20 protein-coding genes are annotated in these 26293 nt (G+C 64.2%); 11 read left to right on the top strand and 9 right to left on the bottom strand.

All coding sequences use genetic code 11. The annotated features are described in order from the left end of the window. Window position 1: 1 nt before the first annotated feature. From CYU59_RS12230 to CYU59_RS12220, 3 genes are all read right to left on the bottom strand, one after another. Window positions 2-895 carry an NAD(P)H-binding protein gene (locus CYU59_RS12230; protein ID WP_292989628.1) on the bottom strand — a complete coding sequence of 298 codons (894 nt, stop codon included), beginning with the start codon at window positions 893-895 and terminating at the stop codon, window positions 2-4. Window positions 896-1115: 220 nt separating this feature from the next. Then, window positions 1116-1652, bottom strand: a complete 537-nt coding sequence (locus CYU59_RS12225; protein WP_292989626.1) for a carbonic anhydrase — start codon at window positions 1650-1652, stop codon at window positions 1116-1118. Next, window positions 1649-2608, bottom strand: a complete 960-nt coding sequence (locus CYU59_RS12220; RefSeq protein WP_292989622.1) for a LysR family transcriptional regulator — start codon at window positions 2606-2608, stop codon at window positions 1649-1651. Before CYU59_RS12220 ends, CYU59_RS12225 begins: the two co-directional genes overlap by 4 nt. A gap of 168 nt (window positions 2609-2776) precedes the next feature. On the opposite strand from CYU59_RS12220, the gene CYU59_RS12215 reads away from it, so the two are divergent. The 4 genes from CYU59_RS12215 (at window position 2777) to CYU59_RS12205 (ending at window position 4834) form a co-directional block, all read left to right on the top strand. Further along, the gene (locus CYU59_RS12215) at window positions 2777-3298 is read left to right on the top strand and encodes a carbonic anhydrase (protein WP_292989619.1); all 522 of its coding nucleotides are present in this window, start codon (window positions 2777-2779) and stop codon (window positions 3296-3298) included. A gap of 596 nt (window positions 3299-3894) precedes the next feature. Beyond that, window positions 3895-4308: a DUF732 domain-containing protein gene (locus tag CYU59_RS29000; protein ID WP_363114435.1), complete on the top strand. Its 414-nt coding sequence runs from the start codon at window positions 3895-3897 to the stop codon at window positions 4306-4308. Then, complete coding sequence (locus CYU59_RS12210; RefSeq protein WP_292989616.1) at window positions 4284-4583, top strand: DUF732 domain-containing protein; 300 nt, start codon at window positions 4284-4286, stop codon at window positions 4581-4583. Before CYU59_RS29000 ends, CYU59_RS12210 begins: the two co-directional genes overlap by 25 nt. A 98-nt stretch (window positions 4584-4681) precedes the next feature. After that, entirely contained in the window at window positions 4682-4834 is a 153-nt protein-coding gene (locus CYU59_RS12205) for a hypothetical protein (protein ID WP_292989613.1), read from the top strand. A gap of 124 nt (window positions 4835-4958) precedes the next feature. Here CYU59_RS12205 and CYU59_RS12200 read toward each other — a convergent pair whose 3' ends face one another. Together CYU59_RS12200 and CYU59_RS12195 are read right to left on the bottom strand one after the other, a co-directional pair. Then, window positions 4959-5408, bottom strand: coding sequence for a universal stress protein (locus CYU59_RS12200; protein WP_292989610.1), 450 nt, complete (start codon window positions 5406-5408; stop codon window positions 4959-4961). A gap of 100 nt (window positions 5409-5508) precedes the next feature. After that, window positions 5509-6813: a cation:proton antiporter gene (locus CYU59_RS12195; RefSeq protein ID WP_292989607.1), complete on the bottom strand. Its 1305-nt coding sequence runs from the start codon at window positions 6811-6813 to the stop codon at window positions 5509-5511. Window positions 6814-7007: 194 nt separating this feature from the next. On the opposite strand from CYU59_RS12195, the gene CYU59_RS12190 reads away from it, so the two are divergent. From CYU59_RS12190 to CYU59_RS12175, 4 genes are all read left to right on the top strand, one after another. After that, window positions 7008-8780 (top strand): tryptophan 7-halogenase, encoded by a 1773-nt coding sequence (locus CYU59_RS12190; RefSeq protein ID WP_292989604.1) that lies wholly within the window; start codon window positions 7008-7010, stop codon window positions 8778-8780. Window positions 8781-8847: 67 nt separating this feature from the next. After that, window positions 8848-14406, top strand: coding sequence for a type I polyketide synthase (locus CYU59_RS12185; protein WP_292989602.1), 5559 nt, complete (start codon window positions 8848-8850; stop codon window positions 14404-14406). Then, window positions 14403-15239, top strand: coding sequence for an ABC transporter ATP-binding protein (locus tag CYU59_RS12180; RefSeq protein WP_292989599.1), 837 nt, complete (start codon window positions 14403-14405; stop codon window positions 15237-15239). The genes CYU59_RS12185 and CYU59_RS12180 overlap by 4 nt, the downstream gene beginning before the upstream one ends. Then, window positions 15239-16090 (top strand): ABC transporter permease, encoded by an 852-nt coding sequence (locus tag CYU59_RS12175; protein WP_292989597.1) that lies wholly within the window; start codon window positions 15239-15241, stop codon window positions 16088-16090. Before CYU59_RS12180 ends, CYU59_RS12175 begins: the two co-directional genes overlap by 1 nt. Window positions 16091-16092: 2 nt before the next feature. Here the strand turns inward: CYU59_RS12175 and CYU59_RS12170 are convergent, their stop codons facing one another. Further along, the gene (locus CYU59_RS12170; protein ID WP_292989594.1) at window positions 16093-17343 is read right to left on the bottom strand and encodes an FAD-dependent oxidoreductase; all 1251 of its coding nucleotides are present in this window, start codon (window positions 17341-17343) and stop codon (window positions 16093-16095) included. A gap of 308 nt (window positions 17344-17651) precedes the next feature. Here CYU59_RS12170 and CYU59_RS12165 point away from each other — a divergent pair, with 308 nt between their 5' ends. Both CYU59_RS12165 and CYU59_RS12160 read left to right on the top strand, forming a co-directional pair. After that, window positions 17652-21767: a SpoIIE family protein phosphatase gene (locus CYU59_RS12165; RefSeq protein WP_292989591.1), complete on the top strand. Its 4116-nt coding sequence runs from the start codon at window positions 17652-17654 to the stop codon at window positions 21765-21767. Further along, entirely contained in the window at window positions 21767-22102 is a 336-nt protein-coding gene (locus CYU59_RS12160; RefSeq protein ID WP_292989588.1) for an STAS domain-containing protein, read from the top strand. The genes CYU59_RS12165 and CYU59_RS12160 overlap by 1 nt, the downstream gene beginning before the upstream one ends. A gap of 6 nt (window positions 22103-22108) precedes the next feature. Here the strand turns inward: CYU59_RS12160 and CYU59_RS12155 are convergent, their stop codons facing one another. Next, window positions 22109-22297 carry a hypothetical protein gene (locus CYU59_RS12155; RefSeq protein WP_292989586.1) on the bottom strand — a complete coding sequence of 63 codons (189 nt, stop codon included), beginning with the start codon at window positions 22295-22297 and terminating at the stop codon, window positions 22109-22111. A 98-nt stretch (window positions 22298-22395) separates the two neighbouring features. Here CYU59_RS12155 and CYU59_RS12150 point away from each other — a divergent pair, with 98 nt between their 5' ends. Beyond that, the gene (locus tag CYU59_RS12150) at window positions 22396-23223 is read left to right on the top strand and encodes an adenylate/guanylate cyclase domain-containing protein (protein WP_292989583.1); all 828 of its coding nucleotides are present in this window, start codon (window positions 22396-22398) and stop codon (window positions 23221-23223) included. On the opposite strand, the gene CYU59_RS12145 is transcribed toward CYU59_RS12150, so the two are convergent. Together CYU59_RS12145 and CYU59_RS12140 are read right to left on the bottom strand one after the other, a co-directional pair. Next, complete coding sequence (locus CYU59_RS12145; protein ID WP_292989581.1) at window positions 23213-23455, bottom strand: hypothetical protein; 243 nt, start codon at window positions 23453-23455, stop codon at window positions 23213-23215. The two genes, CYU59_RS12150 and CYU59_RS12145, sit on opposite strands and share 11 nt — an antisense overlap. Before the next feature lie 42 nt (window positions 23456-23497). Then, window positions 23498-26287 carry an RND family transporter gene (locus tag CYU59_RS12140; RefSeq protein WP_292989773.1) on the bottom strand — a complete coding sequence of 930 codons (2790 nt, stop codon included), beginning with the start codon at window positions 26285-26287 and terminating at the stop codon, window positions 23498-23500. Between the last annotated feature and the right edge of the window lie 6 nt (window positions 26288-26293).

Below are 26293 nucleotides of genomic sequence, written 5' to 3'. Positions count from 1 at the left end.
CTCACGCGCCATTGAGGGTGTCGAGGTGCGCTCGCGCGAAGTCCCCGACGGTCATCGGTGGCTGGCCGGTGATCTTCTCGACGTTGTCATCGGCGCCTGCCATGTGCCCATTCTGATAATCCACCATGGCGCCACTGAGGTGCTGCACAATGTACGGCGAAACGTTCATCTCCCGCAGCGACGTCACGTACTCCGCGACGGGCAGATCCTGATAGACGATCGAGCGGCCCAACGCTTCGGATAGCTCGGCCGCCATCTGCTCGTGGTCCATCTCCACGGGCCCTGAGATCGGGATGGTGGTGCCGATGTGCGCGTGAGCCTCTTGCAGGAGTGCGGCGATGACGCGTCCTTGATCGGCCGCGGCGATCGGGGAATGCCGCCCCCTGCCGGCCGGGATGCGCAGCACTCCTTGCCGCAGGTAGGGCAGCTGCCAGGGGTAGAGGAGCCATTCCAGGAAATACGTCGGGCGCAGGTGGACGACATCGAGGCCAGACCAGTCGAGGACCTGCTCCGCGATGAAGGTGTCGCGGCACGAGTCGCTGGTCGACCACCGGTCGGCGGAACGCTGCGACTGATTGATCACGGTGTCGAGGTGCGCTTCGCGCGCCGCCTGCGCGAAGTTCACCGTGGCGTGGATGAGACCCGGCGCGACGGGCCAGACCAGGTAGGCCGCGGCGACACCATCCATTGCCGGGCGCACACTGTTGATGTCGAGGAGGTCGCCCGTGACGATCTCGGCGCCGAGGTCGCACAGAGCAGCTGAGCGGTCGTCGGCGCGGTGCACCAGCGCGCGCACCTTCAGTCCGAGGGCGGCGGATTCCGCTACGGCCGCCCGGCCGGTGTCACCGGTGGCACCGCAAACGAGGACGGTCTTCGGCGTGGAGGGTCGGGTCATGTTGGCTCCGGTACGACTTGGCGTATCGCATGCTCCGCGGGAGCCGTGCGGTGGACGAGGTCCACGATGCCGCCGACGGATGCTGGCATAAAGACCGAATCGCTGAGGGCAGTGATTGGCCGTGCCTATCAATGCGCACAAGGCCGGGGCACCGTCGCCCCTGATCGCTGTACTGAGAGCACTGGCGCCGAGGACGCTGGGCTGGAGACGGTGTCGGCAATCAGGTCGAGCGCAGCGGAGTAGGCGGCTCGACGACCTCGACGCGGCCGGTCGCCACGTCGTACACCAATCCGGACACCAGAAAGTCGCTACCGGTGAGGGCGGCGAGAATGACTGCGACGTCGACGCGGATCGAGCTGTGCGGATCGGTGATCCACTTGCCGGGCAGTTGGTCCTCGTCGACCTCGAAGTAGGCGGCAAGCAGTTCCGGATAGGGGGCCAAATCGGTCATGCCGCAATCGGTGTGGTGCATGATGACGAGATTCCAGGTGCCGGGGACGTGGGTATCAGCGTTGGCTTGCCCCACCTTGCCCAGCATGGTCATGGTCCGCAGGGTCGCGGGGGTGATGCGGCCCCCCACGTTGCGGATGATGGCCGCTTCGCCGTTGCTCAGGCCCAGTACGTGGGCGGGGTCGACCCTCGGATCCACGCATCCGACGATCATCATGTTGCCTCGTGGGTTGATGGTCAGTCCGCTGTCGTGGCCACTCGCCGCGAAGACGGCATTGCGTTGGGCCAGTTCCGATGTCGTGGTCACGGCTGCTCGCTTCTGGTGGGTGGCGGGTCGGCGGCGAAACGCAGATGGCCAGGCTGCACGAGCCAGCCCGGGGGGACGTCGACCGTGAGGACCAGTTGAACGAAGCGGGCAAGGGCCGCGGTCTGGGTCCGGGCGGTGTTCCACTGCAGTTTGTAGACGAATGCCTCGGTGGGAGACATCGGCAGCACCCGCACGTCGTCGTCGGGGGCGTGCAGATCTGCCCCGGTCATGACCCACTGCACGACGCTTTGTCGGGCCCACCCGGTCGCCCCGACGTCAATGGTCTCGAGTTCGGCCGTCGGCGGATTGATGCGGGCCTTCTCGAGCACGCGCTGTTGGGCGGCATGCCAGTCGGGGAACAGGGAACGACTGGGCAGACCGAGGCATTCCTTGGTTAATTCGGGCCATGTCACCGCGGATCGGTCGGCAAGACGGTGCGTGGAGCGAAGCGCGACCAGAACACCTTCGCCGCAGAATACCTCTCCGGCGATGCTGGGTGGGTCTGCGACGTAACCGCAGGTGATGGCCGCATCCACCGTGCCTTCGGAGACGGCGTGCAGCAAGTCTGGTGGCCACATTCGGTGAATGTCCACGGTGATCTCGGGTGCGTGCCGGCGCATCGCGTCGATGATGTGGGGCGCCAGGACGGGCTCGGCGTTGGGTACCACGCCCAACCGGACGGTCCCGATTTCGCCCGTCGCCACGCGACGCACCGCCTCGGATGCCGCTGACACGTCGTTGACGATGGCCTCGGCGCGCGCCATGAGCTCTACTCCGGCGCCGGTGAGTGCGACGCGGCGAGTCGTGCGGGTCAGCAGCGGCGTGCCGATCTCGCGTTCCAAGCGACGAATCAGTTCACTCAGCGTGGGCTGAGACATGTGCAGTTTCTCCGCGGCCCGACCAAAGTGCAGTTCGGTGGCCAACACCACGAACGCCTCGAGCTGCCGGAACTCCATGCAGGCACCATAAGCGCAGATCCGGTGACCCGCCGATTCATTGACGCACACGATCAGTCCGATAGGGGATTGCTGCTTTTTCTCCTCGGCACGCTCGGTGCACTGTAGGAGCAGTCACGAACGCTTTGGCCTAGCGACCCGGCAGCTAGCTAAGAAGGAGAGACCGAGATGACCGATCCGGTGCAGAAATTGATTCAGGGCAACGCTGGGTTCGCGACGCACCGCTTCGAGTCGGGACTCACCATCATTCCCTCGTTGAAGGTCTTTCTCATTGGCTGTGTCGACCCCCGAGTCGATCCGTCGAAGATCCTTGGGCTCGACCTGGGCGAGGCAGCGGTGATCCGCAACATCGGCGGCCGCGTTACGGCATCGGTGCTCGACGAACTGACACTGCTGCGCAAGCTGACCCAGGCCGCCGGTGGTGACTTCAACCAGGGATGGACGTTCGTCGTCCTCCAGCACACCGACTGTGGAATCTTGCGCATGCAAGGCGAACGCGCGCGGCTGGCTGCCTTCTTTGACGTCGTCGAAGCCGGCCTCGATAACAAGAAGCTGAACGACCCCTACGCCGCCGTCCGAGTCGACGTCGCCGTCCTGCACGCCGCCGACGACCTCCCCGAGGACATGCGGTGCCTCGGCATGGTCTACGACGTGTCCACCGGCCTCGTCGAAACCGTGACCGACGGCTAACGGCATGATGGCCTCCCCACCCTCGACGCAACCAGACCTCGCGCGTCCTAGCGATGTCCTAAAACTCACGACCACCCACCGGAACACACGAGACGTGTCGGCATCAGAATCACTTATCTAGCTGTGAAGATCGCCATTCCCGAGACAGTGTAAAACCGCCTCGAAGACCCGCTTTCACACTGGCAGTGTGAGTCCGAAAATTGAGCCAGCAAACCACTCGAGTTGCCGTTCGTCCGGACACCGTCGGCGCGAACGTTGTCACGACGTTGTCACAAGTGGCCGCAGATGCCGCGAATCAGTGGGAGACGACCCGACACACTTCCCGCTGGTCTAGAAACTTTCAGACACGTTGCACGACAGCCGAAATCGCCAGATCTCCGACTGGGGGTCAAGTGGTCGCAGGTTCAAATCCTGTCAGCCCGACCATTTGAAAAGCACGGTGCCAATCCTTGCGATGTTCCTGCAACTGGCTCTCGCGCGGCCCTGATCACCGGAATTGGCCATGAGCGCTACCCACGTCCGACAGATCGCGATGGCGCTACTAGAAGGCACCCAGTCGCTCAACGAATTCGGCGGCTGCTACGGGCCGGAACAGGATGGCCACAGACAGCAATCGACTCTCGCCCCGATCTCTGCTCTGCGCGGACCCAGCTGTGTGTTTGGCGAACAAGCCAACCGAACCCCGTCGAGCGATGTCTACTGTCGCCATTGATTCCAATGGCGCGGAGGTAACGATGAAAAGACTGCTAGTGGCCTCGGTCGCTACGATCGCATTCGCTGCTCCTGCACATGCCGACGACCAAAGCTATCTGCGCTTCCTGAACGACCATGGGACGCGGGTGATGGCATTTAACGATGAAACTCGGATCGCTTACGGGTACCAAGCGTGCGGGATGCTTCGAAATGGGATGTCGATTGATGCGATCGCGGGTGCGTCGCCGGTTAGTGACGGTCGGGGGATCGCCGACGCCGCGCAGCATGAGTTGTGCCCGGATACGTTGCACCGATGAAATTAGCCGCTTCCGTCGTTCTGGTTGCCGTTGCTGTTGCCGCACCCGCTCATGCCGACGACCAGAGTTACATTCGCTTCCTCAACGATCACGGCATCGGCATCGGGGTGAACTCTCCGGCCATTCAGTTGCAGGCTGGTCGGATGGTTTGCGACAACCTGCGGGCCGGTGCCGATCCTCGCGCAGGTATGAACTTCCTCGACCGCGGCCTGGTGCCTGACGCAGCTGTCGACACTGCACAGCACGAACTTTGCCCAGACACGTTGCCTGCCTGAGGAACCGCAATCGACAAATACCTTCTGGCAGGCAAGGCCCGCCCCGTTCTCTCCTTGGGACGGGCCTCTCTCCGCGAGCATGGGATGCTGAAACGACGATGAGCAACGACAACGAAAACAAATTCCGATTCATTGACGGTCTGCTGCAGAATCACGCCGACGAGCCGGGCCTGCCCGGTCAGACAGTCACCGATCTCATTTTTGTCAACGGGCTGCTCGAGCGCGTCGACTCGAGGGCAATGGGCGTGTGACGGTTTAGTTTAAGAAGGTCACGAAATGGCGGATCGGTCTGGCATTGAGCGGGGATCTGCCCCAGTTGTACTGCCGCAGAACGGATCACATTCCGCCCGCCCGATCGAGCAGCGGCAATGACCGCTATTTCGTATCGACGACCAGCACCTCGGTCTTTGCGCGATTGCGAATAGCGCGCGGAACCGATCCGATCAGTCGCCCGACCACAGAGTTCATCCCGACATTGCCGACCACGATGAGATCGGCGTTCACGTCCTCCGCCAGCTCCACCAAGGCGTCCACCGGGGCACCTTCGATCGCCCTTTCCTCGACGTCGTGCGCGCCGGCGTTTTTGGCCCGCCCGCTCGCATCGCGGAGCATCTCGTACACCGGCGCGTTGCCTTCGGTCCGGTAGCCCTCGTCGGATGCTTGATCGGGATCGGGCCCGCCCTCGCTGGAGTTGGCCGGCAGATGAGCCGACGCCACGATCAACTTCGCGCCCGATTTTGCGGCGATCGCGCCGGCTTCGTCCACCGCTCGAAGCGACGTCTCGGACCCGTCGGTTCCCACCAGGATGACCTTGTAATCAGCCACGCTCTCCACTCCCATCACCGTTGACGCTGTGCGTCCGCCTGCGCCGGACCGACCTCACTATAACGGTGCACAAGTGTTCACTCAATGTGACCGCGGATAATCAGGTGGCCGGAATGCTCTCAGACTGGGTGACTGCCGTCGCGGGATCGGGCTCATGCATGCCGTTTTCCAACGTTTTCCGGTGTCGCCCGTAAGCCAGTTCGAACACCGGAGTCGCCATCAGCGTGGTGACGATCGCAACCAGAACGAGAATGGTGAACAGCGTCGGGGTGATGATGCCCGCCTCGAGCCCGATGTTGAGCAGAATGAGCTCGATCAGGCCGCGGGCGTTCATCAACGCCCCCAAGGCGATGGATTCGCGGCGTGGGACCTTGTTGAGCCGGGCCGCCACTGCGCACGCGATTCCCTTACCCGCGATCGAGACGAACAGGATCCCGATCGTCACACCCCACAACGCAGGTGTGTTGACCAGCCCGATCTGCGTGTTCAGGCCCGAGTAGACGAAGAACAGCGGCAGCAGGAACGTGGTGACGAGCGGTTCGAGGTTGACCGTCAGACGCTCGGCGAAGAATCCGCCCGGCATGGCCACGCCGAGGATGAAAGCACCGAAGATGGCGTAGATGCCGATGGTGTCGGTGAACCAGGCGCACGTCATCAGCAGAATCAACACCGTGCTGAGCACCGGGGGCGTAATCGCCTGACGACGCTCCGACAGCGTCCCGAAGATGCGAAATGCCCTGCGCCCCAATGTGAGAATGAACGTCGCGTAGAGAATCCCGCCGACAATCGCAATCACCGCCACCGAGGCGCTACCGCGGTGGATGGCGAGCACCGTCGCCAGGATGCACCAGGACAGCGCGTCGTCAGCCGCGCCGCACGCCAATGCAAGCGTGCCCAAAGTTGTTCCGGAGAGCTGTCTTTCGTAGATGATCCGGGCGAGCATCGGGAACGCGGTCGTCGCGATCGAAGCGCCCAGGAACATCATTGCCATGATCAGGGTGACGCTCTTGTCGAAAAAGATGCCGCTGGACAACAGAGGCACCGCGATGAGCGCGCCCATCGTCAGTGGCGCAAAGATGCCTGCCGCCGACACGGCTGCCGCGGTGCCGAGGCGGTGTTTGATCAGATCGACGTCGAAATTCAGCCCGACCAGGAACATGTAGAGCACCAGTCCGAGTTGAGCCGTCGTGTACAGCACGATGTTGGCCGGTCCATGGGGGAACAGGTGGTGTTGGAGATCGGGCGCGATGCGGCCGAGTAGCGACGGGCCCAGCAGAACACCGGCGATCATCTCGCCGACGACGGGCGCCTGCCCGATCCGCTGAGCCGCCAACCCGGTCAGCCGGCAGGCGAGCAGGATGACCGCCAGTTCGAGGATGAAATGGACCGCGGTTGCTGCGGGCATGCCGACATCCTTAACGAGGTAGAGGAGTAAAGCGTTGGGTCGCTGGCTCCTGCTTCGGGGCCGGTCAATTTGTGCCATGCTTGAGCAGCGGCAGCCCCTTTGCGGCCCCTCGTTTTCGGCTTGCCAGAAACCAGCTTTAGTGTAGCTTTTTAAATGTTAAGTAACTGTCCTATCCGAACAGCGGGAGCGGACTCATGGATGTGCAAGCACAGCTGTCACAACTGAGCCCGGATGCGCGGGCCGCGCTGATGCAGAAGATCAAGACGCGGTTGGTGGACAGCGACAGCGACGGCCCGGCGCACGACGTCGCCATCGTCGGTGGGGGCATAGCTGCACTGACCCTGGCGATGGAATTGCGTAGCGCGCGACCGGACACCCGAGTCCTCATCGTCGAGCCACGCGCGCATCCGGTGCCCGAAGTCACCCACACGGTCGGTGAGTCGACGGTGGAGATCGCTGCGCAGTACCTGCGCGATCGCCTCGACATGGCCGACCACCTGAACACCGCTCAGCTCCGCAAGATGGGGCTGCGGATGTTCTTCACGCACGGCGCGAACACCGACATCTCCCAGCGGATGGAGCTGGGTAGCTCGTCGTTCACCCCACAAGTCACTTATCAGATCGACCGCGGCAGGCTCGAAAACGAGCTGAACCGGCGATGTCTGGCCGACGGTGTCGAGATCACCGCCGGCCGCGTGACCGCCGTCGAACTCGGTCAGGGCGGGCATCCCCATACGATCTCCATCCAGCACGACGACGACACCAGCGTTACCACCGCCCGCTGGGTGGTCGACGCATCCGGGCGCAACCGGACGCTGCCACGCCAGTTGGATTTGAAGCGTTCCAACGAACACCACTGCAACGCCGTCTGGCTTCGCGTCGCGACCGAAATTGACATCGGCCAGTGGAGTGACGATCCCGATTGGCAGGCGCGACTTCGCGAAGGTGATCGGGCGATGTCCACCAATCACCTTATGGGCGAAGGCTATTGGGTCTGGCTGATCCGGCTCGCGTCCGGATCGACCAGCGTCGGAATCGTCGCCGACCCCGCCTTCCACGACTTCGACGGTTTCAACACCCTGGCCAAGGCCCAGACCTGGCTGGCCGAGCACGAGCCACAATGCGCCGCCGTGCTGGAACAGAGTGAACACCTCATCCAAGACTTCCGGGTGATGAAGAAGTACAGCCACAGCGCCACCAAAGTCTATGACGCACAGAACCGTTGGTGCCTGACCGGCGACTCCGGCGTCTTCCTCGATCCGCTGTACTCATCCGGGCTGGATCTCGTCGCGATCGGAAACGGCCTCATCACCGACATGATCACCCGTGAGCTCGACGGTGAGAATGTCGTCGCACGGTCCGCGATAGACGATTCGCTGTTCCGCTCGCTCACCGATATGTGGCTCAACATCTATTGCGATCAGTACACGCTGATGGGCTCGCCCGTGGTCATGTCGGCGAAAGTCATCTGGGACATCGCTTTTTATTGGGGCTTCCTGGGTCTGATGTACAGCAACGGCCGATTCGTCAGTGTCGCCGACGACCCCGGGGTGGTCCCGCACCTGGAGGGTCTCATCGAGCTGAGCAATCGCATGCAGCAGTTCTTTCGCGAGTGGGCCACGGTCGAGACCGCCCGTCCTTCTTCGCGTTTCGTCGACCTGTACTCGCAGCACAACTTCATGGTGACGCTGCACACCGCGATGATGGGCAAAGTTCCGGACTTCGCCACCCAGTTCGATGCGAACGTCCTGCTGCTCCGTCAACTGGCCGGCCAGCTGATCGAGACGATTCTCACCGACAAGTGCGCGGATTTTTCAGACGACGGCGTCGTCCATCAGGTGCAAGCCTGGCAACGGGACTCGTTCCTGCAAGAACTCCGATCCGTCTACCGGCAGGGGCGGCACGATGCCGACCCGCTCAGCCAGGAGTGGATCGTCCGGACCGCACCTGCACTCGAATTCAGTTGAGCACGCACGGATCAGAGTTGGTGAACGGCCTGCGCTCTTTCGCACCACAGGTCATTGAGGCGCGCCGATGAACCTGCCGGTGGGACCAGGCACACAGCAGCCGCTGGCGATCATCGGTGTCGGCTGCCACTTTCCGGGTGGCGCTCTGACGCCGGCCGGCTACTGGGAATTGCTGCGCAACGGCGTCGACGCGACCTGCGAAGTCCCCGAAACACGCTGGAACGCGGACAAATATCACGACACGAACCCAAAGAAGGTCGGAAAGATGGTGACCCGCCGGGGCGGGTTCCTCCGCGAGATCGATCAATTCGATCCTCAGTTCTTCGGTATCTCACCGCGGGAGGCCAATCTCATCGATCCTCAGCAACGCCTGTTGCTCCGGACCACGTGGGAGGCGCTGGAGGACGGCGGCATCTCCGCCGAGAGTCTGGCCGGCACCGATGTCGGGGTATTCGTCGGCGGCTTCACCCTCGACTATCAACTGCTGCAAAACCAGGGCCGCACCAGCCGCTATCGCTTCAAGACCCATTCCGCGACCGGGATGATGATGACGATGCTGGCCAACCGCATCTCCTATGCGTTCGATTTCCGCGGGCCCAGCATGACGATCGACACCGCGTGCTCGAGTTCGCTGGTCGCGGTACACCTTGCCGCGCAGAGCATCTGGAACGGCGAGTGCGATCTGGCACTGGCCGGCGGCGTCAACATCATGATCGGCCCGAACACCGCGATCGCGGAATCCAAGAGCGGCTTCCTTGCCCCGGACGGACGATGTAAGGCTTTCGATCAATCCGCCGACGGATACGCGCGGGGAGAGGGCGGCGGAATCGTCGTCATCAAGACCCTGGAGCAGGCGCTGCGCGACGGCGACGACATATACGCCCAGATCCTCGGCACAGCGGTGTCCCAGGACGGCCACACCGACGGCATCACCGTGCCGAGTGCCGACGCGCAACAGTCCGCGATCACGAATGCGTTGCGCCGAGCCGGCATTCACCCCAACGACGTCGGCTACGTCGAGGCGCACGGAACCGGCACCCCTGTCGGCGATCCGGTCGAAGTCCAGGCCCTGGCGGGCGCACTCGCCGCAGACCGTTCGGCAACGCACCCCTTGCTGATCGGTTCGGCGAAAACCAACATCGGCCACCTCGAGGCCGGCGCCGGCGTGGCCGGACTCATCAAGGCAGCACTGGTGGTCAAGCACGGCTACATTCCGGCGAACTTGCATCTCCGCGAACCCAGTGACCAGATTCCGCTGGGGGACTTGGCTATCGACATCCCCCGAACCGGGCGCGCGTTCCCGGACAGCGATCGACGCATCGCCGGCGTCAACTCATTCGGCTTCGGCGGCACCAATGCCCACGTCGTGCTCGCGGAGCCGCCCGCCTCACCCGTCACCGACGCTGAAGGTCACGTGCCGCAGCTCGTGCCCGCCCTGCTGCCGATATCGGCGCGCGCCGAGGACGCGCTCGTGGCGACCGCCCGCCAGCTGGCCGACCATCTGAGCGCAAACGAGGACTGCACACTGCTCGATCTGGGCTACACGCTCGGACAGCGCCGCTCTCATCTGTCCTACCGCCGCGCATTGGTCGTCGACAGCATTGCCGATGCCCGACAACAACTTCAGGCTCTCGCCGACAGCAGTTCCCTCTCCGCGAGCCGCACCAGCCCGTCCGCAGCCAAGCTGGCCTTCGTCTGCACCGGAATGGGGCCACAGTGGTGGCGGATGTGCCGCGGCCTGCTCGACGTGTATCCGGTGTTCACCGAAAGCATCCGGCGAAGTGACCGCGAGCTGTCCCGCTACACCAACTGGTCACTGATCGAAGAACTACGCGCCGACGAAACCCACTCTCGGATGGACGAAACCGAGTTCGCGCAACCCGCCAACTTCGCCATCCAGGTCGCACTGGCCGAGCAACTGAAGGAGTTCGGGATCACCCCGGACGGGGTGATCGGGCACAGCGCCGGCGAAGTGGCCGCCCACTACCTCGCCGGCGTACTCACCTTCGAGCAGGCGATTCTGGTCACGTATCACCGAAGCCGGCTCCAACAGCGCACGAGCGGACTCGGTCGCATGCTGGCCGTCGGCCTCAGTGCCGAATCGTTCATGCACACCATCGATCCCCGAACACATGCTGCGATGGGGGACCGGGTTTCGATCGCCGCGATCAACGGCCCGTCGACGGTCACCGTCGCCGGCGACAGCGACGTGCTCGCCGACATCGCCCGCCAACTCGACGATCGTCAGATCTTCAATCGATTCCTCAACGGACGGGTGCCGTATCACACCCACTACATGGACGCGATCCGCGACGAGTTGACTTGTGCCCTAATGGGTCTGACGCCAAGTTCCGCGACCGTCCCGCTCTATTCCACCGTGACCGGTGAACGGCTGGACGGTTACGGCGACGGCAGTGGATATTGGTGGCAGAACACCCGCGCGACCGTCCTGTTCGAGCCGGCGGTGCGCCGAATGCTCGACGATGGCTACACGCATCTCGTCGAATTGGGGCCGCATCCGGTTCTCGCCGCGTCACTGTACGAGGTGGCCGCCGGCCATCAGACGGAATCAGTGGTGCTGGCGACTCAGCGACGCGACGACGACGACGCCCGCACCCTGATGAACTGCCTCGGTGCCCTGCACTGCCACGGCCACCAGATCTCGTGGGACGCGCTCTATCCGCGCCGAGCAGCGAGACTGGTCAAGCTTCCGTCGTATCCGTGGCAATCCAAGCGGTACTGGAACGAAACCCAGGAAGCCGCCGAGGATCTGCACTACAAGCCGATACACCCGCTGCTCGGGCAACCGGTCAGCGGCATACACCCGGCCTGGGAAGTCGAATTGAACGCCGCCACCGCACCCTTCCTTGCCGACCATCGGGTGCAGGGCAGCGTCCTGGTACCCGGCGCGGTGTACGTCGAAATGGCCTTGGCGGCAGCGAAAGTGGTGTACGGGTCCACCGACTACAGCGTCGATGAGCTGGCGCTCGTCCGTGCCGTCATCCTCGACGAGACGTGCGATCCGGTTCTGCGGACCACCCTCCACCGCGAGACAGGGAGCCTTGAATTCGCCTCCCTGACCGCCACTTCCGGAGGCGAGGTGAAATGGACCGTGACGGCGACCGCCGAACTCAACATCCTGGCGCCGGCACCGGCGCCTGCCCACACTCCACGGCACGCGAAATCTCAGACCACCATCGACCGGGACGAGTTCTACACCCGCGCCCGCGCGGTCGGGTTCGACTACGGCGAGGCCTTCCAGAGTATTGCGGGCATCACCTCCGGCGATGGCTGGGCGACAGCGGACATCACCATCCCGGCGCCGATCGACCACGACGTCGACCAATACCGATTCCACCCGGCGCTCATCGACGGCGCCTTCCAAACGCTGATCGGGACAACTCTTTTCACCGACGATCGCGAAGAAGACGCATACCTGCCCAGCCGAGTTCGGCGCAGCGCGATCTACCGCGCACCCGAACAGCACATGACCGCCCGAATCACGGTGGTGTCGGCCACCAAAGACGAGATCGAAAGCAACGTCACCCTCTTCGGCGCCGATGGAGAGCCGCTGGCCGTCTTCACTGGTTTCACATTGCAATCGCTGGGCGCCTCGTCGCGCATGTCCCCGGAGCGGGTGGACAAGGGACTCTACGAGATCGACTGGGTCGCTCGCGACCTGCCGGCCGAGCAGGCTGAAATTACGGCTCCACCAGAAAGCCTGTCCTGGTTGGTGTTTCTCGATACCGGTGGCGTCGGGGCGGCACTCGCAGACCAGCTCCGGCGCAGCGGCCAACGCGTCCGGGCAGTCCTCTACCAATCAGTCGCCGAGCTGACAAAGGTCGACGGCGGATATGCGGTGAACCCGCGACACCCCGAGCACCTGCAGCAGCTGATCGAAACACACCTCGCCAACGAGGGTGACCTCGCCGGCATCATCAACTGCTGGCCACTGGACATCGGCACCGAATCCGTCGGCCAGGATGCCCGGCTCGATGGCGAGGGAAGCGAATACCTCGGCGTTTTCCCGGTCCTGCATCTCGCAAAAGCGTTCGCGCAGAATGACACCGCGGCCCGGCTCTACCTGCTAACCGGCAATGCCCAACCCGCATCTGGCACCGAGCCGCTCACCGTCGAACAGGCCGCCGTATGGGGCCTCGGTCGGGTCGTCGGCCACCAGGAGTTCGCCGACCGATGGGGCGGGCTGATCGACATCGACAGCGCCGCCGACCATGTCGAGACCGCTGCACGTGTCTGCGACCATATCCTGGCCGCCGACTCGGAGGATCAGATCGCCATCCGTGGCGGCACCGTGTTTGTGCCGCGTCTCCGCCAGGCCAGCAGCCTGACGCAAGCCTTCCCGACCAAACTCACGCCCAATGCGACCTACGTCGTGACCGGTGGAACGGGCGCGCTCGGCCGGGTCGTTGCCTTGTACCTCGCCCAACGCGGTGCCCGTCACATCGCCCTGCTGTCGCGAAGTGAGATCCCGCCGAGGGATCGATGGTCGACGCTGCCCGAAGATCACCGGCATCATGCGACCGTCGCCACCATCCGCACGATCGAACAACTCGGCGCCCAGGTGACCACCGCGAGCGTCGACATCACCGATCCCGGTCAGGTGCAAGACTGGCTGACCGACCTCGAGCGCGCAGGAAGTCGTCCGGTAAGCGGCATCATTCACGCCGCAGGATCCGTCGAAGACCGCCTTCTGGTGAACATGACCGAAGACGACTTCACCACAGTGCTGTCGCCGAAAGTCGACGGTGCGCGAGTGCTACACAACGCCTTCCGCGAAACGGACTTGGAGTTCTTCGTGATGTTCGGGTCCGCGGGGTCAGTCGTCGCGTCCCCCGGACAGGGCAATTACGCCGCCGCGAACGCGGTCCTCGACGTCTTCGCGCATTACCGGCAGGCCCAGGGCTTGCCCGCCCTCACCATCGGTTGGGGCCCGTGGTCGGTGGGCATGGTCGAGGAACTCAAACTGGAGAAGACCTACGCACAGCGGGGAATCGAGCTGATCACGCCGGCCGCCGGCGCACGCATCCTCGACCGGCTGATCCGCCAGAAGGCGCCGCACGTCATCGCAATCAGCGCCGACTGGATCAAAGCCCGCCGCGCCGGCCTCACCGGCCAATTGCCGCCGATGTTCTCCGAACTGGGCGCCTCCGAGACGTCTGCTGACGCAGCGGATTCAGACTCCTCGATGCTCGATCATCTAGCGGCGTGCCCGGAAGCAGACCGGCTCGCGGTGGTCACCGGTCACGTCCGACAGATCGCCGCCGCGGTCTTCGAGCTCGCGGTCGATGACATCAGCCTGGACGACACCCTCGACGACATCGGCCTGGACTCCCTGATGGCCATGGAGTTTCGTCTCCGGGTCAATGCGGTGTTCGCGATCGATCTTCCGCTGCTCGAACTCCTTCGCGGTGTCAGCGTGAATACGCTCGCGGTCCGGATCCTCAGCGATCTGCACCTGGCCAGCGCCGAGCCGGCGGCCGCCGATGCGGAACCGACGTCGACCGACGCTGACGGTGACATCGACAGCGTGATCGACCAGCTGTCCGAAGCCGAGCTACGCGAAATGCTGGCCGAGCTAGAGAAACAGGGCGGGGCCCAGTCGTGACCTTGGCGGTTCACGTTCGCGGTCTGGCGAAATCCTACGGCCGGCTTCCGGCCGTGCAGAATGTGGATCTCGATGTCGGACACGGCGAGGTATTCGCGATTCTCGGCCCCAACGGAGCAGGCAAAACGACGATCATCGAGATCCTCGAAGGCCATCGGAAGCGCGACTCCGGCCACGTGAGCGTGCTCGGGCAAGACCCGGGAACCGCGGGCCGACGTTGGCGCGCCGACATCGGCATCGTTCTGCAAGAGGTCAGCGACGCCGGGATGCTGACGGTCGCCGAGACCACCCGCATGTTCGCCAAATGCTATGGAGCGGCGCGAAATCCGGAGGAGGTACTGGCGCTTGTCGGACTCGGCTCGGTGGCCGAATCCAAAGTGAGGACGCTGTCCGGGGGCCAGCGGCGTCGGCTCGACGTCGCGCTCGGCATCATCAATGTCCCGAAGCTGCTTTTTCTCGACGAACCGACGACCGGGTTCGATCCCGAAGCGAGACTGCAGTTTTGGGAGCTCATCCGACTCCTGGCCGCCGGCGGCACAACGATCCTGCTCACCACTCACTATCTCGAAGAGGCGTCAGCGCTGGCCAATCGGGTAGCCGTCATCGCCGGCGGCCGAGTCATGGCGGTCGACTCGCCGCACAACCTGATCAGATACGTGAGTTCATCGGCGACCGTCCGGTGGCGCGCCGGCGGTGAGGTCCAGACGCGGGTCACCGACCGTCCGACCGAACTGATCAGGCAGATGTCCACGGACGGCGCCGAACTCACCGAGTTGACGGTCTCTCGACCGACGCTGGAAGACGCTTACCTCCAACTGATCGGGCTGAGCTGATGAGCGCCGACCGCGTCGCCGCGCAGCCCCGTCGACGACACGCCCAGCCGGGTCCGCCGCTCCCGACACCGCTGCGGATCGGTCTCTCGCGAGTTGTCCCAGAACTGAAGATGTTCTACCGCCGTCCTGAGCAGGTAGTGCTGACCTTCTCGCTGCCGGCGGTGATCTGCGTCCTGCTCGGCTCGATTTTTTCGACGAAGCTGCCCAACACCGAAACCAGCACGGGCGCCGTGATCGCGGCCAGCATGCTGGCGTACGGAATTCTGTCGACCTCGTTCATCAACCTCGGCATCAGCATTGCCGCCGATCGTGACAGCGGTGCGCTGCGACGACTCCGGGGGACTCCCACCACCGCACTGTCGTATTTCGTCGGGAAGATCTGCCTGGTGGCGATCGTGAGCCTCGCCGAGGCCTTCCTGCTGGTGACCGTGGGATTGCTGTTCTTCGATTTACACCTGCCGACAACACTTTTCGGATGGTTCACGTTGACCTGGGTGTTTCTGCTGGGCACCGTGAGTTGCTCGTTGCTGGGCATCTTCATCAGCAACCTGGCCAGTAACGCGGTCGCGGCCGCCGTCGTCACCAACGGACCCGCGGTGGGCTTGCAGTTCGTGTCCGGCACCTACGTCCCGCTCGTCGTGCTGCCGACCTGGATGTTGGTCATCGGGTCGATATTTCCGGTGAAGTGGATGGCTCAGGGCTTTCGATCGGTCCTGCTGCCGTCGAAGATGGCCGCCTTCGAGCCGGCCGGCACCTGGGAACACTGGAACATCTTCTTCGTGCTGACCGCATGGACCATCGGCGGTCTCGCGGCCTGCCTCGCGGTCTTCCGGTGGTCAGACCGCCGCTGATATCAGGACCGGGGCGACAGCAGCTGTTCGGCCGCCCGTCGGCCGCTCACCAAAGCGCCCTGGATGGAGGCGGTGTCCCGGTGATCGCCGCACCACCACAGGCCGTCACCGATGGCTACTGACTGGCGTACTCGCAGTGGTGCCGGCTGGGCGGGAAGCGCATGGTGGATGATGTTGCGCGTCAACAGTTTCCACGGCCTGCCGTCAGCGCCCAGGATGTCGGCCGCGTGCCTGCGCGTTTCGCTCTCCGGTGGGGCCGACCCGTCGGAGCTCAGGAGAGCCGACGCGGCGATCAGATGCCGCCCCCGCGGGGCATAGCTCGGCGCCGCGGCGCTGATCACCGCGGTGTTGAGCACCGGGCCCGGTGCGGGGTCGCGACCATCCACCCACAGAATCGGTTCCGAACTGGGCGCCTCATCGGCGGACCACCATTCGGTGACCACGCCGTGGGTGGCTGGAGGAGTCGAGTCGATCAGCGCGGCGGCCGCCACCGGATCGGTTGCCACGACGACGTCCCTCGCCCGCACGCTGCCGCCCGGCCCCGACACCTGCCAACCCGACCCCGCGCGCTCGATCCGGCTCACCGGACTGTTCAACGCGATCCGGCCATTCAGTCGCTCGGCCAGCAGTCGCGGGAGTGCCTGCATGCCTGCAGCGGGTAACGCCGGTACCCCCAGCACGAATACGCGAGCCAGCAGCAGGGCGAAGGCGTTGGACGTGCTCCCGGTGTCTTCGAGGACCACCCCGGCGAGGAAGCGATCGATCACTCGCCGCAGCTCGCCGCCCACGCCGGCGTGGTCCAGCGCCGCTTTCATCGTGACATCGTCGGCCGCATGGGATTTGAGCGCACCGGGACGCAGCGCCGGAAGGATCCATCGTAGGACGGCGACGATGTCGCCCGATCGAATCGCCCCGGAGGCCAGCATCTTCGGCACTCGCGTCGGTTCGCGGAGCGGATGGGCCAGCACCACTGACGAGGACTGCCGCCGCACCGAGACTCCGGCGGCGAACGGCTGGAGATCGAGCGCGGTCACGTCGAGGGCGCGCTTCAACTCCGAATACGCCGGATTCAGGACCTGGAAACCCCGATCGCACAGGAACCCGTCGACCGCATCGGTACGGACTCGACCGCCGACCTCGTCGTCCTGCTCCCAGATACGGACGTCGCGTCCCGCAGCGGCGACCAGGCCGGCGCAGCGCAGCCCGGCCAAGCCCGCGCCGATGATCAACACGTCGACGGCATCCTCGGCCACGGCCTGCTCCTTAGCCCGAAACGCTGGGGTGCGCCTGCGGGCACACACGGTGATCCGTCTGCAGCAGCGCGACCACAGCCACATTGCCACGATCCGGGCGGTTGAAACCCTGTGACGGAACCGCCGGCATAGATCTGAATCAAAGTGGGAATCCGCGTCCTTCGAGACGGGACGCCCGCTCGGCTGAGCTTGACGGCGCGGGCTCGGTGTTGCGGCTGAGACTGGCGTCAAGGTCTGAAGGAACGGTTGTCTGAGCAGGGCGACACGAAACGTGCATGTTCTGAGGACGCGTCACACCGGTTGAAAGGATGCCAGTGGTCTTCCGCGCAGACCCTGAGATCGGTCGGGATCTTGCTGCTGTCGATTGGGAATCGACTCCTCTCGGCCCGGTCGACGGATGGCCGCAGAGCCTCCGCACTGCCGTTGACATTCTGTTGGCGTCGCGGTTTCCCATGTGGATGGCGTGGGGTCCCCAGCTGACCTTTTTTTGCAATGCCGCCTACCGTCGCGACTCGCTGCGGGACAAGTACCCATGGGCGTTGGGGCGTCCCGCCGACGAGGTGTGGTCCGAGATCTGGCCCGAAGTCGGACCTCGGGTCGACAGCGTGCTCTCAACCGGCACGGCGACCTGGGACGACGCGCTGATGCTTCTTCTGGAGCGTTCCGGGTACCGCGAAGAGACCTTCCACACCTTCTCCTACAGCCCGCTCCACGACGAAGAAACCCAGGTTGTCGGGATGCTGTGCGTCGTCAGCGAGGACACCGACCGCGTGGTCGGCGAACGCCGGATGACGACGTTGCGCAACCTCGGCTCGGACCCCAGCGTGGTGCGCACCGAGCGACAGATGCTCGACTTCGCCGCCGAACAACTCGCCCGCAACCCCTACGACCTGCCCTTCACGCTGACGTACCTGTTCGGCGATGACGGCGACGCACACCTCGCCGGCGCTAGTGGTATCGCGCCCGGGCATCCGGCGGCACCACCGACCCTCGCGCGCGGTGCATTTTCGCGGTGGCCGTTGGAGAAGGCTGCTGCAGGTGAATCCGAATTGGTCGATCTCGACGGGATGGCGGACCTGCCCAACGGCGCCTGGGAGCAACCGCCGCAGCGTGCGCTTGTCGTGCCCTTGTTACAGCAGGGCGCCGCTCCGCAGGGGTTCTTCGTGGCGGCGTTGAATCGGTATCGCCCCTTCGACGATGCCTACCGCGGCTTCGTCGAACTCGTTGCCGGTTACATCGCCGCCGGAGTCGCGACCACGCGCAGCTATCAGGCCCAGCAACAACGAGCCGAGGCCCTGGCCGAACTCGATCAGGCGAAAACCACCTTCTTCTCCAGCGTCAGCCACGAATTCCGCACACCGCTCACGCTGATCCTGGGGCCGGTCAACGAATTGCTGGGCCAGCAGTCGGGCATCGACCAGCGGGCCCGCCAGGAGTTGGAGCTCGTCCAGCGCAACGGTCTGCGGCTGACCAAACTGGTCAACACGCTGCTCGATTTCTCGCGCATTCAGGCCGGTCGCATGCAGGCTCGCTTCGAGCCGACCGATTTGCCCTCGGCCACAGCAGAACTGGCCAGCGTGTTCCGCTCGGCGATCGAGCGGGCCGGCCTGACCTTCACGGTGGACTGTCCGCCGTTCGACCGTCCGGTGCATCTGGACCGGGAGATGTGGGAGAAGGTGATGCTGAACCTGCTCTCCAACGCCCTGAAGTTCACCTTCGACGGCTCCATCACCGTCAAGGTCGACCGCGACGGCACCGATGCCGTGGTCACCGTCGCCGACACCGGTATCGGCATACCTGCGGCGGAGATGCCGCGGTTGTTCGAGCGGTTCCACCGCGTCGAGACGGCTCGGGCCCGATCCACCGAGGGCAGTGGGATCGGGTTGGCCTTGGTCAAGGAACTGGTCGGCATGCACGGCGGCACCATCACCGCCGACAGCCAGGAAGGCACCGGTACGACGTTCGTCGTGCGGTTGCCGTTGGAGGCCGCGTACCCGCTGGCCGATCTGCCCGTGCCGAGCAACCGCCCGGGCACGGCGGTGACGGCGGACCCGTATGTGCAGGAGGCGCTGCGCTGGCTGCCCGGTGAACGCGGGTCGACCACGCCGGCCGAGGCCACCACCGCTGGCCTGACACCGGCTGCCGGCACCGGGGACAGCGCACGCGTGCTCATCGCCGACGACAACGCCGACATGCGCGAGTACCTGACCAATCTTCTACGCAACTCCGGTTATGACGTTGCCGTTGTCACCGACGGACAGCAGGCGCTCGACGAGGTTCGCGCGGACCTGCCCGACCTAGTCATCAGCGACGTGATGATGCCGGAAATGGACGGCTTGGAACTCGTCGCGGCGTTGCGCGCCGACTCGCGGACAGCGGCCGTGCCGGTCCTGTTGCTTTCCGCCCGTGCCGGCCAAGAAGCGTCGATCGAAGGTCTGGAGGCCGGTGCCGACGATTACTTGGTGAAGCCTTTTGCGGCGGCGGAATTGCTGGCGCGAGTGCGTGCCAACATCGAGATGGCGCGGCTCCGGAATCACCAGGCGCGCTGGCGTAGCGCCATGGTCGAATCACTGCAGGAGGCGTTCTTCGTCTGCGACCAAAGCGGCGCCGTCGTCGAGATCAACCACGCCTTCACCGAGATACTGGGTTACGGGGCCGATCGTCTGCCCTATCCGGCCCCCCACCCGTGGTGGCCTGACGCCGTTTCCGACCCCGAGGCTCATCGGCTGGTGGAAGAAGCGCTCGCGGACATGCTCGGCAACACGCAGGGCAGCTTCACCGTTCCGGTCAACCACCAGGATGGACACCGGATCTGGGTTGCGGCCACCTTCAGCCATGCGGAGGACCCCAAGACCGGGCAGCAGATGATGGTCGGCACGATGCGAGACGTGACGGCCGAGCACTACGCCGTGCAGCGTCAGGCAGCGCTCGCTGCGCTGAATCAGCAACTGGCTCAAGCAGATACGGTCGATGCCGCCTTGCGCGGAGCGGCCCAGGAGCTGCGGCGCGTCTGGCTGGCGCACCGCGTCCTGGCCGTGACGTTCGCCGGCGACGATGAATCCGCAGCGCCGGATGTGATCTGTGCGGGCGATCCGGTGCGTTGGGCTGAGTTGCCCACGCGCCAACGGCATCTGATCGAGTCGCTGCGCGAAGCCGACGTTCTGACCACCGTCGCCGAGGAGCCGGGAGCCGCCGGCATCACCCTGCACCACGCTCGCGGAACGTCGGTGTTCTGGGTCGAACTAGCCGAGAAGCGACCTTTCACCCCCGAAGACCACACGCTGCTGACGGTGCTCGCGGGACGTCTGGGCCAGGGTTTGCAACGTGTTCACGAGGTGGACGAGCAGCGCGAAACCGCTGTCGCGCTGCAACACGCCATGCTCGGTCCGGAGCACTTACCGGGTGGTTTCGCCGTCCGGTATCGGCCGGCGAGTCGGCCTCTGCAGGTCGGCGGCGACTGGTATGACGCCGTCACCCTGGATGCGGGCCGCGTCGCGCTGATCGTCGGTGACTGCGTCGGCCACGGGTTGGCTGCCGCCACTGTGATGGGACAGCTGCGGAGTGCCTGCCGCGCCCTACTGCTCGAAAAGTCAAGCCCGAGCGAAGTTCTCGCGGGGCTCGACCGTTTCGCGGCGCGGCTGCCTGGAGCCGATTGCACGACCGCGTTCTGCGCGGTGCTCACGGTGGCCACCGGCGAAGTGGTGTACTCCAGTGCGGGCCATCCGCCGGCGATCATCGTGCATGCCGACGGCGCCACCCAGGTGTTGGAGGGCGGGCAGGGATTTCCGCTGACAATTCGTCCGAATCAAACCCGGCCCGAAGGTCATGCCACCATCCCGGCCCGCTCGACGCTGCTGCTCTACACCGACGGTTTGGTCGAACGTCGCGGCGACTCGATCGAAGACGGCATGGCGCGCGCCGCCGACCTCGTCGGTGGTGGCCGGTCGCGGGAACTCGACGAGCTTGCCGACGATTTGATGACCGGTCTCGAGCCCACCGGAGGCTATCCCGACGACGTCGCCATCCTGCTGTACCGACAGCCGGCGCCCCTGAAAATGGATTTCCCCGCCGACGTGCGGAATCTCGAGCCGAGTCGGGCGGCGCTGCGAAGCTGGCTGACGGACGTGGGCGTCGATCCCGAGCAAATTCAAGACATGCTCGTCGCGACCGGCGAAGCTGTGGCCAATGCGATCGAACACGGTCACCGCACCCGTCCCGAGGGCATCATTTCGCTGCGTGCGACCGCGGTGGTGGACGGTCTACACGTGAGCGTCGTCGACAGCGGCGTGTGGAAAATTCCGCGACAGGTGGCCAGCGAATACCGCGGCCGCGGCCTGACCCTCATGCGATGTTTGGTCCACGACTTGAGCATTCACTCCAGTGAGGCAGGTACTACCGTTCATATGTACGCAAGGATCACGTGATGATGACCCCGCTCACCCTGAACACCGACACCGGCGTCGACGGGACGCCGCGGGTGACGGCGGCGGGCGAGATCGACATCAGCAACATTCACGTGTTCACCGAGGCATTGACGACGGCCAGCGAGGGCAACAGCAAACCGATCACCGTCGATATGAGCGCGGTGAAATATCTGGACAGCGCAGGCGTCAACGTCTTGTTCAAACACGCCGACGCCATCGAAAGCCTGCATCTGATCGTGCACCCGCTACTGGTGCGCGTGTTGTCGATCACCGGCCTCAGCGACATCGCAACGGTCGAGTCGGCGCCCTCCGACCCGGGCCGAAACAGTCGATGACACTGCCTAATGGCCTTTGTACCGGCGCAACTGAACCGCGCCGTTGGCCGCTGCAGCCACACCCGCAATCAGCAACGCCATGGACGCCACCGCAGTGGCCGCCAGACCGACCGCCCCGTGCAGCGGCACGTTCACGAACAAGGACAACACGATCAGAACGGCGCCGGCAGCGATCAGGACGCGGGCACGAGCCATTGGTCAATCCTCCTGAGTGTCAACAGCAATCAGGGTAGGTGACGTTACTTTGAGGCACCTGAGGATAATCGAGCCGTGAAGTCACCATCGGGCCGTCGATGAATGCGGCCGCCCTGACGTTCGGTGTTGCCCTCATCGAACTCTGCGGGCTGATCGCCCTGGGCGTACTGCTGACGGTGTCCCGCCACCAACTGAAAGACACCAGAGCGCAGCTCGAACGCGCTCGGCAACCCCGCACCGACCGACGCCGACGGCGTCCCGGGCTGGCCCCGTTCGCCATCAGGACAGCGTGGCGAACAGCCGACTCGCTGATGACCAAAGGCATTGGCGCGACTGTCCGTAACTCGGTGGAGGATCTGGCCGGCTGGGCGCAAGTCGAACGTCCCGATCTGGCACGGCTCACCGCAAACGGAGATGTCGTGATCGTCTTCTCCGACATCGAAGACTCCACACTGCACAACGAGGAGCTGGGGGACAAGGACTGGGTCAAGCTCTTGGAGCGCCACAACCGGCTCATCGAAAAACTCGTCACCCAGCACGGCGGGCACGTCATCAAGACCCAGGGTGACGGTTTCATGATCGCGTTCGCCGATGCCGAACAGGCCGTGTCGTGCGGGATCGGCGTTCAGCGGGCGTTACTCGACAAGGCAGAACAATGGGGCGGGATTCGCGTCCGGATCGGCATCCACATCGGTCCGTCGGTCCGCCGCGGTGACGATCTGTTCGGGCGCAACGTCGTGATGGCCGCCCGCATCGCCGGGGAGGCGGAGGGCGGCGAGATACTGATCAGTGAAGCGGTGCGCGACGCCGTCGACGGGGCAGCCGGGATTGAGTTCGGCGCGCCCCGTGCGGCTGAACTCAAGGGCCTGCAAGGGACCCACAGCGTTTATGCCGTCACGATTCCCGACCGGTCGATTACGGCCTGATTTCCACCTGGTCACTGGGATTGAAATAGCGCTCGGTTCCGTCGGTGAACTGCACCGTGCACACTTCCGGCAGAAACGTGCCGTCGTGCGGGGCCAATTCCGAGACCACCCGGGTCTTGACCCGCTTCCACGCGTTGTCGCCTTCGCCTTGCTCGCGGAGTAGATAACCCGGCAAGCGGTTGGTGAGATCGACTGCCCGCAATTGGAGCACCCGGCTAGATGGCGTCGGCATAGCTTCTAATTCTGCCCAGCAATTCTTACGAGGAGGTGACGACTAGGTGCTGACGGGAAGCGGATCCCCCGGCCGACGGCGCACCACCGTCGGCCACCAGAACCACGGACCCAGGATGGTGAGAATTGACGGCACGACGAACGAACGCACGATCAGAGTGTCGAGCAGCAGACCGATGCAGACGGTCGAACCCATCTGACCGATGGTTCGCAGACCGCTGGTGAGCATGGCGAGCATGGTGAACGCGAACACCAGTCCGGCCGACGTGACGACGCCACCAGTGCTGCCGAGTGCGCGAATCAGACCGGTGTGCAGTCCACCGTGCAGTTCTTCCTTGACCCGATTGATCAACAGCAGGTTGTAGTCCGAACCCACCGCAACCAGGATGATGAACGTCAGCGGCAGGATCAGCCAGTGCAACGGCAGCCCGATCAGGTGCTGCCAGAGCAGGACCGACAACCCGAACGCGCCGGCGTACGAAAACGCCACCGTGGCGGGAATCACCAACGCGGCCACCAGACTTCGCGTAATAAACATCATGATCAAAAAGATCAGCACGAAGGCAGCGATCGCCGCGATGAGCAGATCCGATGCGGCATATCCCTTGATGTCCTTGTCGGTGGCTCCCGAACCGCCGATGTAGACGCGGGCGCCCGCCAGCGACGTCTCCTTCAGAATCGTCTTGATCGCCTCGGGGAACATTTCGACGTGCTCGACCCCTTCGGGACCCATCGCGTCGCCCTCGTGGGTGACGATGAAGCGGGCGGCTTTGCCGTCCGGGGACATCATCAACTTCTCACCGGTCTTGACGTCTTCGTTGTCGAAACCCTCGTGCGGGATGTAGAAGAAGTCGTCGCTACGGGACTTGTCCCAGTCATTGCCGACGTTGATCGAGTCGTCGTAGGTCTGCTCGGTCGCGAGGGACTGAAGGTCGGCCGAGCCGTAGGAGTTGACCAGCTTCGCTTTCAGCGCCTCGGTGTCGTCGGCGGTGGCTTTCAATTGCTCGATGATCTTCGGGAAGGTCTTGTCGACCTCGGCGAGCGAGATCCTGGCGAAGTTGATGTCCTCGGCCAGCTTGTCGATCTGGTCGACCGTGTCGAATACCGACCGGAACGTCCAGCAGATCGGGATGTCGTAACAGTGCTTCTCCCAATAGAAATAGCTCTTGATGGGCCGGAAGAAGTCGTCGAGATTCGAGACGTCGTCACGCACGTCTTCGCTGACCTTTTGCAGATCCTCGACGGTGAGAACCGTCTTGTGCAATTCGTCGGAGACCTTCTGGAAAAACGTGATCTCTTTGCGCAGAACCGTGACTGAGTCCGCCTGGATTTTCGCCTGCTCGTCGGTGTTGGTGTTCTGCTCCCGGTTGAACGGCAGCTGTTGACCGTTGCCGCTGCCCTGCGTGGTGAACAAGTAGGGAATGCTGGCGTGCTCGAGCGGTCGGCCCAGGGGTCTGGTCATACCCTGCACCATCGCGACACCGTTCAGGCGGATCAGCGCTCTGTTGACTCGGTCCAACGAGATGAAGTCCGCCGAGTTGCGCATGTCGTGGTCGCTTTCAACCATGATCATTTCGGAGAACAACTTGCTCTTGGGGAAATGTCGGTCGGCGGCTTGGAAACCCAGGTTCGACGGCGAGTCGTGCGGCTGATACTGCCGATCATCGTAGTTCTGTCGATAGCTCGGCACGAAGATCGCGCCCAGCATGACGATGGCCGAACTGGCGACCAGGATCGGCACCGGCCAGCGCACCACGCTCGCGCCGATCCGCCGGTAGACGTGCGCCTTGGCGGCCTGTCGCGGATCGAACATCCCGAACAGGCTGCCCACCGTCAAGATCGCGGGACCGAGAGTCAGCGCTGCGACGATGGTGAAGAGCATGGTGAGCGCGACAGCGGGGCCCATGGTGTGGAAGTAGTTCAAGCGCGCGAACGTCAGGCAGTAACACGCGCCGGCGATCGTCAGACCCGAGCCGATGATGATCGGCGTGACACCCTTGTAGGCGATGTAGAAGCTGTCCTCCCGGCTCTCGCCGGCTTGCCGTGCCTCGTGATAGCGACCCATCAAGAAGATGCCGTAGTCGGTCCCGGCCCCCAGGGTCAGCGCGATGACGATGTTCACTGCGAACGAGGACAATTCGAGCCATCCGTGATGACCGAGGAACGAGATGAGCCCCTTGGCGAACAGCATCTCGATGAGGACGCCGAGCAACACGGGCAGCAGTGTGGGTGGAGAGCGGTAGACGAACATCAGCATCACCAGGATCAGGAGGATCGTGATGATCGTGACGTTGTTCAGGCTCGAGTTGGCGATGCTCAAGGTGTCTGAGGCCAGTGGCGCGGCACCGCTCACGAACGCCTTGAGTCCTTGCGGTGGCGGATCTTTGGCGATGATGTCGCGGACCGTGTTGACCGACTCGTTGGCCTGCATCTGCCCGATGTCCCCGGCCAGTCGCAGCAACACATAGGTGGACTTGCCGTCCACACTTTGTGCACCGGCCGCGGTGAAGGGCTGTCCCCACAGGTCCATCACGTACTGCACGTGGGTGGTGTCATGTTTGAGGCGCTTGACCAGATCGTCGTAGTACGCGTGATCCTGGTCGCCCAGTCGACGGTTTTGCGCCTCGAACACCACCATGGTCAGGTTCGTCGAGTCAGACTCGTGGAACTTCTCGCCGATGTGCAGCAGCGCCCGCTGCGACGGCGCGTAGTGCGGGACCATCGGGCCGGCGAGTTCCTCCGCGACGTCCTCGACCTTGGGGGTGAACGCGGTCATCGTGACCGCGGAAAATCCCCAGAAGAAGATGAGTGGGATCGCGAATCTACGCACCATTCGGGG

Source organism: Mycobacterium sp., from assembly GCF_002863225.1.
Taxonomy (GTDB): Bacteria; Actinomycetota; Actinomycetes; order Mycobacteriales; family Mycobacteriaceae; genus Mycobacterium.
This window is presented reverse-complemented; position numbering and strand designations above follow the sequence as displayed.

Excerpts from the sequence above, each read along its gene's own strand:
- CYU59_RS12230 (WP_292989628.1), bottom strand. The coding sequence starts at position 895 with ATGACCCGACCCTCCACGCCGAAGACCGTCCTCGTTTGCGGTGCCACC.
- CYU59_RS12220 (WP_292989622.1), bottom strand. The coding sequence starts at position 2,608 with ATGGAGTTCCGGCAGCTCGAGGCGTTCGTGGTGTTGGCCACCGAACTG.
- CYU59_RS12215 (WP_292989619.1), top strand. The coding sequence starts at position 2,777 with ATGACCGATCCGGTGCAGAAATTGATTCAGGGCAACGCTGGGTTCGCG.
- CYU59_RS29000 (WP_363114435.1), top strand. The coding sequence starts at position 3,895 with ATGGCCACAGACAGCAATCGACTCTCGCCCCGATCTCTGCTCTGCGCG.
- CYU59_RS12205 (WP_292989613.1), top strand. The coding sequence starts at position 4,682 with ATGAGCAACGACAACGAAAACAAATTCCGATTCATTGACGGTCTGCTG.
- CYU59_RS12195 (WP_292989607.1), bottom strand. The coding sequence starts at position 6,813 with ATGCCCGCAGCAACCGCGGTCCATTTCATCCTCGAACTGGCGGTCATC.
- CYU59_RS12190 (WP_292989604.1), top strand. The coding sequence starts at position 7,008 with ATGGATGTGCAAGCACAGCTGTCACAACTGAGCCCGGATGCGCGGGCC.
- CYU59_RS12185 (WP_292989602.1), top strand. The coding sequence starts at position 8,848 with ATGAACCTGCCGGTGGGACCAGGCACACAGCAGCCGCTGGCGATCATC.
- CYU59_RS12175 (WP_292989597.1), top strand. The coding sequence starts at position 15,239 with ATGAGCGCCGACCGCGTCGCCGCGCAGCCCCGTCGACGACACGCCCAG.
- CYU59_RS12165 (WP_292989591.1), top strand. The coding sequence starts at position 17,652 with ATGCCAGTGGTCTTCCGCGCAGACCCTGAGATCGGTCGGGATCTTGCT.
- CYU59_RS12160 (WP_292989588.1), top strand. The coding sequence starts at position 21,767 with ATGATGACCCCGCTCACCCTGAACACCGACACCGGCGTCGACGGGACG.
- CYU59_RS12155 (WP_292989586.1), bottom strand. The coding sequence starts at position 22,297 with ATGGCTCGTGCCCGCGTCCTGATCGCTGCCGGCGCCGTTCTGATCGTG.
- CYU59_RS12150 (WP_292989583.1), top strand. The coding sequence starts at position 22,396 with ATGAATGCGGCCGCCCTGACGTTCGGTGTTGCCCTCATCGAACTCTGC.
- CYU59_RS12145 (WP_292989581.1), bottom strand. The coding sequence starts at position 23,455 with ATGCCGACGCCATCTAGCCGGGTGCTCCAATTGCGGGCAGTCGATCTC.
- CYU59_RS12140 (WP_292989773.1), bottom strand. The coding sequence starts at position 26,287 with ATGGTGCGTAGATTCGCGATCCCACTCATCTTCTTCTGGGGATTTTCC.